The 12,333-nt window shown below is 68.5% G+C and carries 7 protein-coding genes; all 7 read right to left on the minus strand.

The features are described 5' to 3' along the window. Positions 1-81 precede the first annotated feature (81 nt). The 7 genes from AC07VH_RS11995 to AC07VH_RS12025 all read right to left on the minus strand — a co-directional run bounded on the left by AC07VH_RS11995 (position 82) and on the right by AC07VH_RS12025 (position 12,325). Positions 82-7,071: a hypothetical protein gene (locus AC07VH_RS11995; protein ID WP_494787993.1), complete on the minus strand. Its 6,990-nt coding sequence runs from the start codon at positions 7,069-7,071 to the stop codon at positions 82-84. Positions 7,072-7,827: 756 nt separating this feature from the next. Beyond that, positions 7,828-8,829, minus strand: a complete 1,002-nt coding sequence (locus tag AC07VH_RS12000) for a hypothetical protein (RefSeq protein WP_494787994.1) — start codon at positions 8,827-8,829, stop codon at positions 7,828-7,830. Then, positions 8,826-9,698: an ABC transporter ATP-binding protein gene (locus AC07VH_RS12005; RefSeq protein WP_475417829.1), complete on the minus strand. Its 873-nt coding sequence runs from the start codon at positions 9,696-9,698 to the stop codon at positions 8,826-8,828. The genes AC07VH_RS12000 and AC07VH_RS12005 overlap by 4 nt, the downstream gene beginning before the upstream one ends. Further along, positions 9,695-10,075, minus strand: coding sequence for a GntR family transcriptional regulator (locus tag AC07VH_RS12010; protein ID WP_099408769.1), 381 nt, complete (start codon positions 10,073-10,075; stop codon positions 9,695-9,697). The genes AC07VH_RS12005 and AC07VH_RS12010 overlap by 4 nt, the downstream gene beginning before the upstream one ends. A 130-nt stretch (positions 10,076-10,205) precedes the next feature. Next, a complete protein-coding gene (locus tag AC07VH_RS12015) occupies positions 10,206-10,922 on the minus strand; it encodes a DUF72 domain-containing protein (protein ID WP_494787996.1) in 717 nt (238 codons plus the stop codon). 69 nt (positions 10,923-10,991) lie between these two features. Continuing rightward, complete coding sequence (locus tag AC07VH_RS12020; protein WP_494787997.1) at positions 10,992-11,747, minus strand: UDP-2,3-diacylglucosamine diphosphatase; 756 nt, start codon at positions 11,745-11,747, stop codon at positions 10,992-10,994. Positions 11,748-11,833: 86 nt separating this feature from the next. Further along, entirely contained in the window at positions 11,834-12,325 is a 492-nt protein-coding gene (locus AC07VH_RS12025; RefSeq protein WP_092610294.1) for a peptidylprolyl isomerase, read from the minus strand. Positions 12,326-12,333 lie beyond the last annotated feature (8 nt).

The raw sequence follows: 12,333 nt of genomic DNA on the forward strand, positions 1-12,333 counted from the left end.
TGCATTTCAAGGTATGGGCGGGAGCGCGCTGCCGCACGCTCCCGCTGCCTTGCCAGGAGCGGCGCCTGGCGTGGGACGGTGTCAGACCAGGAAGTTGGCCGCCGTCAGCTGCGTGATGTTCACGCCGCTGAGCAGCACCAGCGCCGTGTCGATGGCGTTGGCGTTGCTCAGGTCACTCGAGTGATACACCGTCACGGCGCCGCTGTTTTGCGCATCGGCGATGACGATGTAGCCCTGTCCCGACAAGACGCTGTCGTCGGCCGCGATGGCGCTGGCCGCCGCGCCGATCGACACGGACGTGCCGTCGAAGATGAACAGGTTGTTGTTGCTGAAGTCCGTGCCCACGTTGACGCCCACGGCCACCGATGCCGTCAGGTGGGCGATGGCCGACATGTCGATCACGTCGCCGCCGGCGGCCGGCAGGCCCGTGCTGAAGTCGGCCACCGTCAGCGGATTGTGCAGGGCGTTCTGGCTCAGCACGAACAGCTGGCTCGCGTCCGTCAGGTCGGCCTGCGCCTGGGCCGCCGCCGCCGCCGCGGCATCGGCGTTCGCCGCCACCGTTAGCGAGCTGGCGTCCGTCAGGTCCGCCTGCGCCTGCGCCTGCAGGGCGGCTGCCGCTGCCGCATCGGCTGCCAGGTGCAGGGCGTTGGCGTCCGTCAGGTCGGCCGTCTGCGCCGCCGCCAGCGCCGCCGCCGCTGCCGCATCGGCGGCCTGCGTGAGGGCCACGGCATCGGTCTGGTCGGCCAGCGCTTGCGCGGCGGCGGCGTTGGCCGCATCCGCATTCGCCACGACGGCCAGGGCGCTGGCGTCCGTTTGCGCGGCGAGGGCGTTCGCTTGTACCAGGGCGATGTCGGCCGCCTGCGCGTCGGCTTGGGCCTGGGCCGCCGCCGCGTCGTCCGCATACGCGGCGTTCGCATTCGCATGCGCCTGGGCCGCCGCTGCCGCCGCGCTGGCGGCGGCTGCATCGTCCGCCTGCGCCGCTTGCAAGGCCAGCAGGGAAGCGGCTGCCTGCGCCTGCGCCAGTGGCGCCGCGGCATCGGCGGCATGGGCGGCCAGCGCGGCTGCCGCCGCATTGTTGGCGTTCAGGGTGGCTGCCGCAGCCGCCGCATCGTCGGCCTGAGCCTGCTGCGTCAGGGCCAGCGAGGCGGCGGCCTGGGCGGCAGCTGCCGCGGCCGCGTCGTCGTCGTTCTGCGCCGCGGTGGCCGCTGCCAGTGCGCTGGCTGCCGTTGCCGCCGTGCTGACGGCCAGGGCGTCGGCGGCGATGGCGGCCATGTGCGCGGCGGTGGCGGCGGCGGCATTGGCCGCTGCCTGATTGGCGGCAGTGTCGTCGGCCTGCGCCGCTTGTGCGGCGAGCAGCGCCGCTGCCGCTGCTGCGGCGCTGGCGGTTGCCGTGGCGTCGGCCGCTGCGGCGGCCGTGGCTGCCGCTTGCGCGAGCGCCGCGGTGGCGGCGGCATCGGCCGCCGCCTGGTCGTCGGCGACGGCGGCGTTGTGCGCGGCCTGGGCGTTGGCCGCGTTGGCCGCTGCCAGCGCGGCTGCCGCGTCATCGGCTTGCGCTGCCTGCGTGGCCGCCAGGGTAATGGCTGCCGCGACGGCCGCTGCCGCTGCCGCTGCATCGGCGTCATGCGCGTTTTGCGCCGCCAGCTGGGCGGCTGCCGCCGCGGCGGCGGTGGCGGCGACGTCGGCGTCGGCGGCCAGGGCCGCGTCGAGCGCCAGCTGCGCATTGGCGGCGGCTATGGCGGCCGCTGCCGCCGTGGCGTCATCCGCCTGGGCATTGAGGGTGGCGGCCATGGAAATGGCCGCTTGCGCTGCCGCAGCTGCCGCGGCAGCATCGGCATTTTGCGCTGCGACGGCCGCCGTATGCGCGGCCGCCGCATTGGCTGCCGCGGTGGCGGCTGCCGCATCGTCGGCCTGGGCCGCCGCCAGCGCCGCGTGGGCGGCGGCCGCATTCGCATTGGCCTGGGCCGCGTCATCGGCCGCGCTCTGGGCGGCGAGAAGGAGGTTCAGTTTCAGCGTCCTGTCATTGTCCGCATCCGTGGCGTTGACATCGGCCGTCACGGCGGCGTTCAGGTTGGCGATGGCCGCGTTCAGCGCGGCATGGGCATCGAGGGCTGCCGTGTCGGCCAGTTGCGCGGCCAGGGTAGCCGCCGCCGAGAGGGCCGCCGTATGCGCGGCATTGGCGGCGGCATCGTCGGCGGCCAGCGCCGCGCTGGCGGCTGCCAGTGCGTTGTTGGCCGTCGTGGCAAGGGCCGCCAGGGCGCCATCGGCCAGCAAGGCCGCATCGGAAAGGAGCTGGGCCGCCGCCGCTGCTGCCGCCGTGCTTGCCGCCGTGGCGTCGTCGGCCAGGGCGGCATTGGTGGCAGCGAGCGAGGCGCTGGCAGTCAGTATCGCAGCGTTGAGCGTCGTCGTGGCGGCATTCAGGGCCGCTTGCGCGTTGCCGGCCGCCGTCGCTGCGGCGCTGGCGGCGTTGTCGTCTGCCAGGGCCTGGTTCAACGCGGCCAGCGCGCTCGCTGCCGTTGCCGCGGTCGTGCCGACGGCCAGGTCGGCCGCCTGCGCCGCCTGCGTGGCTGCCAGCGAGATGGACGCCGTGAGGGCGGCGGCAGCGGCGGCGATATCGTCCGCTTGCGCATGCTGCGTGGCGGCGGCCGAGATGGCGGCCACGGCGGCGGCGGCGGCGGCAGCCGTGTCGGCGGCGGTGGCGGCAACCGCGGCGGCCGTCGCATTGGTGGAGTTCAGCACGGCCGCGGCGGCGGCCGCATCGTCGGCCAGGGCCGCATTCAGCGATGCGAGCGCGTTGGCGGCGATGGTGGCGGCGCTGGCGGCGGCATTGTCGGCCAGTTGCGCCGCTTGCGCCGCCGCTTGCGAGGCGTTGGCGACGGTGGCCGCCGTGGCGGCTGCCAGATCGTCGGCGACGGCGGCGGCAGTGGCGGCGCTCGCCGTCACGGCGGCAGCGGCCGTGGCCGCCGCGTTCGCGTCCGCCTGCAAAGCCGCATTCAGGGCCGCCAGGGCATTGGCTGCCGTCGCTGCCGTCGCGGCGGCGGCGGTATCGGCCGCTTGCGCAGCCTGGGCCGCTGCCAGCGAGGTGGCGGCCACGCCGGCGGCGGTGGCCGCGAGCGTGTCGTCCAGCGCCGCCGCGGTGGCTGCCGCCTGGGAAGTCAGGGCCAGCGTGGCGGCGGCGGTGGCGGCATTGTCGGCCGCGAGCGCATTGTTGAGGGCGGTCAGCGATGCTGCGGCCGTCGCTGCCGTCGATGCGGCAGCCGCATCATCGGCCTGCGCCGATTGCGCGACGGCCAGCGACAAGGCGGCCGTGGTGGCGGCCGTGGTGGCGGCCAGCGCGGCCACCAGGTCGAGCGGATGCGCGGCCGAATAGGCGGCCAGGGCGGCGGCATTCGCGGCGTCGTTGTTGGCGATGGTGGTGAGCGCGGCGGCGTCCGTCAGGGCGGCCTTGGTGGCGGCCACGGTGGCGGCCGTCACGTCGAGCGTGTGGGCCGTGCCCAGCAGGACGGCGTCGGTGAGGCCGGCGACGGTGGCGGCGGCCGTGGCGGCCGTGGCATTGACGGTCGCGACCAGGCCCAGGGCGACGGCGTCCGTCAGGTTGGCCGTGGTTTGCGCCGCGGTGGCGGCGGCCGCGTCGACGGTTGCCGTCAGTCCCAGGGCGACGGCGTCGGTCAGCGCGGCGGTGGCGGCCGCCGTGTTGGCGGCGGCCGTGGCGGCCGTCGAAACGGTGCCCAGTGCAACCGCATCGGTCAGGTTGGCCACGGCGGCAGCGGCGCTGGCGGCCGTGTTGGCGGCCGTCGACACGAGGCCCAGGGCCACGGCGTCGGTGAGGTTGGCCGTCGTTTGCGCCGTGGCGGCCAGCGCCGCGTCGGCCGTGGCGACCAGGCCCAAGGCCGTGGCGTCCGTCAGCGCGGCGGTGGCGGCAGCCGTATTGGCGGCGGTGGTGGCCGCTGCGGAGAGCGTGCCCAGGGCTGCCGCATCGGTCAGGTTGGCCACATTCGTCGCCGTATTGGCGGCGGCGGCGGCGGCCGTGGCGAGCAGGCCCAGGGCAGTGGCATCGGTCAGGTCGGCCGTTGCCTGCAAGGCGGCGGCGGCGGTCGCGTCGGCCGTGGAAATGAGTCCCAGCGCCGTGGCGTCCGTCAATGCCGCCAGGCTGGCGGCGGAGGTGGCGGCCAGCGCATCGGCGTTCGAAATGAGGCTCAGTGCGATGGCATCCGTCTGGCCAGCGGTCGTGACGGCCGCGGCTGCGGCCGCATCGGCGGCCGACGAGACGAGGCCCAGGGCCACGGCGTCAGTTTGGTTGGCAACAAATTGTGCCGTGGCCAGCGCGCTTTGCGCCAGTGTATTGGCGGCCGTCAAGGTGGTGACCGCCGTCTGGGCGGCAAGTTCGGCGGCGGCATCGGCCGTGGAAATGATGCCCAGGGCGCCGGCGTCGGTCAGCGCCGCCGTCGCGGCGGCGGCAGCGGCGGCGGCCTGTGCCGCGGCAGCTGCGCTGACGGCCGAGATATCGATTCCGCCCAGCAGGGCGGCCGTTTCCGCCGCCGAGACGGCAGCGGCCGCCGTGGCGATGAGCGCATCGGCGTCGGTCAGGCCGGCCGTCGCTTGCAGACCGGCCGCCACCACCGCATCGGCGGCGGAGATGCCGGCAAGGATGGTGACATCCGTCAGGCCGGCGGTGATATCGGCATTGTCGGCATCGAGCTGCAAGGCATTGACGGTGGCCGTCAGGTCGATCACGCTGGTCTGGCCGGCCGTCACGTTGGCGGCCAGGGCGGCGAGGTTGGCCAGATTGAAGGCATTCAGGGCGACGTTGACGTCCAGCAGGCTGGCTTGGGCATTGGCGGCGGCCGCATCGGCATCGGCCTGGTCGGCTGCTTGCTGCAAGGCCACCACATCGGTCTGGTCGGCCACTGTCTGGGCATTGGCGGCATCGCTGGCGGCGGCCGCGTCGGCAGCGGCGAGGGCGGCCGCATCCGTCTGGTTGGCCGTCGTTTGCGCGGCCAGCGCGGCGGCCGCATCGGCGTCGGAAATCACTTGCAGGGCGGCGGCGTCCGTCAATGCCGCTTGTGCGGCTGCGGCGGCGGACGTGCTGGCGGCCGCATCGGCCGTGATTTGCAGCGCGGCAGCGTCGCTCAGGCTGGCGGTGACGACGGCATTCGCCGCCGCAGTGGCGGCGAGGGCTGCTGCGGCGTCAAGCGCGGCGGCATCGGTGCTGGCGGCCAGGGCGGCGGCCGCGGCCGCGGCAGCGTCGGCATCGGAAATCAGGGCCAGCGCGGCCGCGTCGGTCAGGTCGGCCTGTGCCTGTGCCGCATCCGCCGCCAGGGTGGCGGCGTCGGCGATCAGGCCCAGGGTGGGCGCGTCCGTCATGTTCGCTTGCGTCTGTGCATTGGCGGCGTTCGTTGCGGCGGCATCGGCGGCGGCCTGCAGGGCGACGGCGTCGGTGGCGTTGGCGATCGAGGCGTCCCAGGCGGCAACGCCGGCGGCGGCGTCCGCTGCCATGCTCAAGGCGACGGCGTCGGTGAGTCCCGCTTGCGTGCTGGCGGCCGCTGCCGTATTCGCGGCGGCGGTGGCGGCGATGCCCAGTGCCGCAGCGTCGCTGGCATTGGCGTCCGCCGCCGCATTCGCTGCCGCGGTGGCGGCCGCGTTCGAGGCTGCGGCCAGGGCGGCGGCATCGGTGGCGGCGGCCAGGCTGGCCGCCGCGGCGGCGTTGGCGGCATCCGCATCGGAGATCAATGCCAGGGCGGCGGCATCGGTCAGGCTGGCCTGGATGCCGGCCGCGACGGCGGCATTGGCGGCGGCGGTTGCCGCCAGGTCCAGCGCGGCGGCGTCCGTGGCATCGGCCAGCGCCGTGGCGGCAGCGGCAGCGGCGGCATCATTGGCCGAGATGACGGCCAGCGCCGCCGCATCGGTCAGTGCTGCCTGGGTGTTGGCGGCGTTGGCGACGACGTCGGCCGCATCGGCGATGGCTTGCAATGCCGGGGCGTTGGTCTGGTCCGCTTGCGTCTGCGCCGCATCGGCGGCGGCGTGCGCGGCGGCGGCGTTGGCGGCGGCCGTGGCGGCAGCCGCATCGTCATTTTGCGCCGAGGTGGCGGCGGCCTGCGACACGGCGGCAGCGGCAGCGGCGGCAGCAGCCGCGCTGTCGTCATTCGTGGCGGCGGTAGCGGCCGCTTGTGCGCCGGGCACGGCGGCCGCCGTGCTGGCCGCCAGCGCATCGTCGCTGGTGGCGCTATTGGCAGCGAGCAAGGCTGCTGCCGCGGCGGCGGCGGCTTGCGCCGCCAGCTGGTCGGCCAGGGTGGCCGCGTTTGCCGCGGCCAGCGATGCGGCTGCCGTGGCAGCCGCGGCGGCGGCGGCGGCGTCATCGGCTAGGGCATTGGCGGCGGCGGCCGCCGCGGCGGCGGCGGCCAGCACGGCGGCGTCGGTCACGACGGTAGTGCTGGACTGATTTCCCGTGCCACCCTGTCCGCCGGTCGAGCCGCCCGTGCCGCCCGTGCCCCCGGTACCGCCGGTACCCGTTCCTCCCGTGCCGGAACCGCCGGCTGCGGCGCCGCCGCCGCCGCCACCGCCTGCCGCGGCGGCAACGAGGCCAAGGCCGCCGAGCGCGCCCAGCACGCCAAGTCCGCTCAGGCCACCCGCAGCGCCCGCACCCGCGCCGGCGCCAGCGCCGGCCGATGCCCCGGCGACATCCACGACGCTGCCGCTGGGGATGCCGGCGGCGCCCGCGCCTGTGCCCGCAGCGCCTGCGGCACCGCCGTTGTTGTCGCTTTGCGGCGTGCCGAGATCGGCGCCAGCCTGACCTGCGGCCGCGCCGCTGCCGCCTGCGGCCAGGGCCGCCGCTGCCACGGCCGCGGCCGTGCCCAGGGCGGCGGCATTGCCGTTCTCGGCGCTGCCCGTGACTTCCACGACATTTTCAGGCGGCATGGTCGCGCTGGCATCGGCCCCCTTGAGCAGTTCATCTTCGTCATATTGCTTGCGCTCGCCGGTTTTCGGGTCGACGGCTTTCTTTGCGGGCGTCGCGATCTTGGCGCCAGCGCCTTCGGCATTGACGGGAACTTGTGCTGGATTTGGGGTGGTGGCCATTTGAAAGTCTCCGGAAAAGGTTATGTGTTCGTTCAATTTTCTAAAATAATAAAAAATTAATAATCTGGTTCGTTTCCTTGCTTGCTCCGGCGAGGCTTGGGCCGTGGTCGAACTCTGGTGTTTCCGATGTTGATAGTGGCAAGTAAAACATAGTTGGGAAAAAAACGCTGGGGCAAAATAGCGCTACTTCAACAATATTAAAAATATCATTTTCATATTTGTTTTATGTATCGCCGTTTTGTTATGGTTGGCTGCGCCGGCAAACGGCTTGTCCGGCCGGATGCTTTGGCAGGCTGCCGCCTTTTTGCGAGGCATGCACTGTCTCCCACTCTGAGCATAGTTTCAATTTTGAAACTTCCAATTTCATTTTGATCATTTTCCATAACGCTATTCTGTCCATCGTTATGCAAGATAATTCTCACGGATTGTCACGGAATGGTTTTTTTGGACTGAATTTTCCGCCGTGCGCCCGTATTTCCGCGCCTTTTATCCAAAAAACCATCTTGCTATCGAATTGCTAGTTGTTGTTTTTTGGCTGGCGATTATCAAATGTGATTGGTAATAAAATACGATAGAAATAATTATTTGTAATTTTCATATCGGACCAATACTATCGAATAAATAGTCGCGATGTGGCGGGTGGGGTTTTTCATAATAACTATCGGTAAGGTAGTTATTATTTCAGGGGCTTGAAAGGACTAAAAATGGAAAACGCCCCGGCGGGGCGTTTTTTTATGGGGCAGGGATATTGCGCTGTCAGCCTTCCTCGCGCCAGCGGCGCAGGCGGATGGCGGCGTAAATCAGCGCCGCGCCGGCCGCCGCACCGAACCAGGCGGCTGGCAAGGCCAGGCTGGACCAGGAATTGCTGAACACGTCGATGCGCGTCGTGTGCGATCCCCCCTCTGCCAGCGCGTGCATGTGCGGCAGCAGTTCCGGCTCGAACAGATACCAGCTGCCGGGGAGGGTGCCCAGCAGGGCGCGTCCGATGACGTTCATCTGTATCCAGTCGATGCCGCTTTCCGTCTGCGTCAGCTTGCCGGCCCAGACGGCCAGGATGAGCAGCAGCAGCGGCACGCCGACGGCCCACAGGAAGACTTTCGACTTGGCCCAGCTCGACACCATCAGCAGCCAGCCGACCGTCGGCAAGGCCCACAGGCAATACACGGGCAGCAAGCCGAACACGCGCAGCGGTCCCAGGTACAGGCCGGGGGTGGCGAGCAGTTCGGCAAACACGTGGATGCCGTTGGCCGCCAGCACGCCGCTCAGGATCAGGATCAGAAGCAGCGAAGTCAGGCTGGCGGCGGCGGCCACGATCAGCGGCGCGACCAGCAGGGCGATGGCCGCTTTCGACAGCACCGTCTGCGCATCCGAGATGGGCAGCGATTTCCAGAACAGCACGCTGTGGTCGCGGCGGTCGTCATGCAGGGCGCTCAGGCAATAGAAAAACACCAGGAAACCCAGCGCCAGGAACAGCGGCGCGGCCGCATAGATATAGTTGTTGGCGACGGCGTCGATGATTTCCGTGCGGCGCGGGCCGAAGGTGCGGGTGTTGAAGACGGTGCTCCAGGACACTTCCTCGCCGTTGACGATGAGCGCCGTGCGCATCTTGGTCTTGGCGATGGTGCCTATCGTCATCAGGGCGCCCAGCACGGTCATGACGATGCCGATCAGGGCGGGCGTCCACACCAGCATGCCCTTGTGTTCCCACAGTTCGCGCCGGATCAGCCATTGCATCTTGTTGGCAGGGGAAATATTCATTGGTACGATCCTTTCATGGTCGCGACAAACAGGTCAGCCAGGCTGGGCGTGCGGACTTCGCCCAGGGCCGCCAGCTGGGTGCGGGCGACGCCGTCGAACAGCATCACCGACTTGCCGAACACGCTGCGTTCGCTGATCGGCTGCAGGGCGCGCGCCGGATTGACGTGCTGCGGTCCCACCATCACCTCGATATAGCGCTCGCCCACGTCTTCCATGCTCGAGGCCAGCACGATCTTGCCGTCGCGAATGAACATCAGGTCGCTGAGGATGTGTTCCACTTCCTCGATCTGGTGCGTGGTGATGACGATGGTCTTGTTTTCATCGAAATAGTCTTCCAGCAAGTTCTGGTAGAACTGCTTGCGGTACAGAATGTCCAGGCCCAGGGTCGGCTCGTCGAGCACCAGCAGCTTGGCGTCGATGGCCATCACCAGCGCCAGGTGCAGCTGCACCACCATGCCTTTCGACATGGCCTTGACCTTCATCTTCGGCGCCAGCTTGGTGTGCGCCAGGTAGCGCTCGGCCTTGCTGCGGTCGAAACGTGGATGCACGCCAGCAATGAAATCGATGGCGTCGGCCACGCGCAGCCAGCCCGGCAGGATGGCCACGTCGGCGATGAAGCACACGTCGTCCATCAGCGCGTCGCGCTGCACGCGGGGATCGCGTCCCAGCACCGACAGCTCGCCTTCGAAACCCGTCAGGCCCAGGATGGCTTTCAGGGTGGTGGTCTTGCCGGAGCCGTTAGGCCCGATCAAGCCGACGATGCGCCCCGGCGCGATATCGAAACTGATGCCGTCGATGGCGACCTGTTTGCCATACTGCTTGCGCAGGCCGCGTGCGCTGATGACGCTGTCCTTGTTCAATGCATTCATGCGCTCTCTCCGTGTGCGCCACTGTCGCGGCTCGCCTGCAGTAGTTGTTCGAGGTTCAGGCCCAGTTGCGTGATGCGTTCCAGCATCGCCGGCCATTCTTCGCGCATGAAGCGCTCGCGTTCACTGGCCAGCAATTTGTCGCGGGCGCCTTCCAAGACATACATACCGAGTCCTCTGCGTTTTTCCACCAGGGCATCGTCGACCAGTTCCTGATAGGCGCGCGAGACCGTGATGGGATTCAATTGGTAATCGGCCGCCACCTGGCGCACCGAGGGCAGGGCGTCGCCGGACTGCAGCACGCCATCGAGCATCATGCCCACCACCCTGGCCTTGAGCTGGCGGTAGATGGGGCTATTGTCGTTCCATTCCGTGCTCATGGGATGCGCTCCCACAAGGGCGGGGCGGTGCGGCGCGTGAAAAATGCGGTAGGCATCGGAGCTCCGTGATGTATTGAGTTGGTGTTGTAGTTAACTATAACACTGAGTCTCAAAAAATCAACACGTATTTTCAGGCCAGCCGTGCATGCAGGTCCAGCGCATTGAACAGGGCGGCGCCGGCCGCCGTGTTGTCGAAGATGCACCAGCTGCCCGCCTGTGCCGATGCGCGCCATTCGGCGGCCAGCGCCGCCAGATAGTCGGCCGGATAGTCCGAATAGTAGATTGTCGGGCTGCCGTGCAGGCGCAGGTAGGCGATACCCGTGGTCTGCACATGCGGCCCCGGCTGGCCGGCGGGCGGATCGGCGCGCACGCGGGTGATGCGCAGCATCGTTAACAGCTCGGTCGCGTTCGCCGTGAACCAGCTGGGGTGGCGCGCTTCGCAAGCGAGCATGCCGTCGAAGCGCTGGCGCAGCGCATGGAAAAATGCGCTGGCCACGTCGGCCTCGAAACGCAGGCTGGGCGGCAGCTGCACCAGCACGCAGCCCAGTTTATTCCCCAGTTGCATGACTTCTCCCGCAAAGCGGTCGAGTTCGGCCGCACAGTCGCGCAAGCGCCGTTCGTGTGTGATGCTGCGTGGTAATTTCACGCTGAAGCGGAAATGCTCGGGCACGCTGGCGGCCCAGCGCGCGTAGGTTGACGGCTGGTGCGTGCGGTAGAAGGAACTGTTGATTTCCACGCAGTCCAGCACCTGGGCATAGCGCTGCAGGTGGCTGCCATCGAGGGGGAAGCGGCTGGCGGCGGCGCTGGAAATACTCCAGCCGGCCGTGCCGATGTAAACAGTGTGCATGGCGCCATTACAGCAAGGCCAGGCGGGCGCGGCTATCGGACAAACGCCCGTGCGACGGTCGGCGCAGGCCTAGTCGATGCTATCGCCGTTCAGGTCGTGGCGCGTGATGTTGCCGCGCGCATCGATGGCGATCCAGCCGCCACGCGGCTCTTCCGGCGGCGTCACGTCGCATTCCCAGTCGGGCAGGACATAACGCACGGTTTCATTGACCTTATGCACGGCAGGGCGGTGCGTATGGCCGTGGATCATGACGGTGCTCGCGTGTTCGGCAAATACTTGCGCGACAGCATCGGGCGTGACATCCATGATGTCCATGGATTTTTCGCCATTATGCTCGCGGCTGCTTTGGCGCAAACCGTCGATGATGGCCTTGCGCTGCGCCAGCGGCATGGACAGGAACTGTTTTTGCCAGGCGGGCTGGCGCACCATGGCGCGAAATTCCATGTAGCTGACGTCTTTCGTGCACTCGGCGTCGCCATGCAGCAAGACGATGCGCCGGCCGGCAATCGTGGCCACATGCGGTTCGCTGAGCAGGGTGGCGCCGGCGGCGGCGGCAAAGCCGGAGCCGACAAGAAAGTCACGGTTGCCGGCGATCCAGTAGACGTGCACGCCAGCATCGCTGACGGCGCGGATGGCGGCCGTCATGCGCGCATTGAACGGGTCTTCCAGGTCATCGTCGCCGGCCCAGTATTCGAACAGGTCGCCTAATAGATACAGCGCTTGCGCATATTGCGCATGGTGTTCCAGGAAAGAAAGAAACGCCGCGCTGGTGCGCGGGTGCGAGCTCTGCAGATGCAGGTCGGAAATAAAGAGTGCGGCAGGCATTGTCATCGTTCAACGCTCCCAAAAAGTGATGTAGCTGGAGAGGCGCCAACGCGGCAATGCCTGTGATTCATGATGCCGTAGCCGAATTAAACTGCTTCGACTTTTTCGATGATGACGTCCGTCACTGGCACATCGGCGAACATGCCGGCGCGCGAGGTTTTCACGGCGCGGATGGCGTCGACGACTTCCTTGCCGTCGGTGACTTTACCGAACACGGCGTAGCCCCAGCCGTCCTGGCCAGGGTAGTCGAGGAAGCTGTTGTTCTTGATGTTGATGAAGAACTGGGCCGATGCCGAATGCGGATCCGACGTGCGGGCCATGGCCAGGGTGTAGGTATCGTTTTTCAGGCCGTTCTTGGCTTCGTTTTCCACGGTGGTGTCGGCAGGCTTCTGTTTCATGCCTGGCTCGAAACCGCCGCCCTGGATCATGAAGCCGTCGATGACGCGGTGGAAAATCGTGTTGTCGTAGTGACCGGCTTTCATGTAGGCCAGGAAGTTGGCAACCGTTTTCGGCGCTTTTTCGGCGTCCAGTTCAGCGGTGATCTTGCCCAGATTGGTGGTGATGATGACGGAGGTCATGATGATCC

This window comes from Janthinobacterium sp. GW821-FHT03C10, from assembly GCF_059420865.1.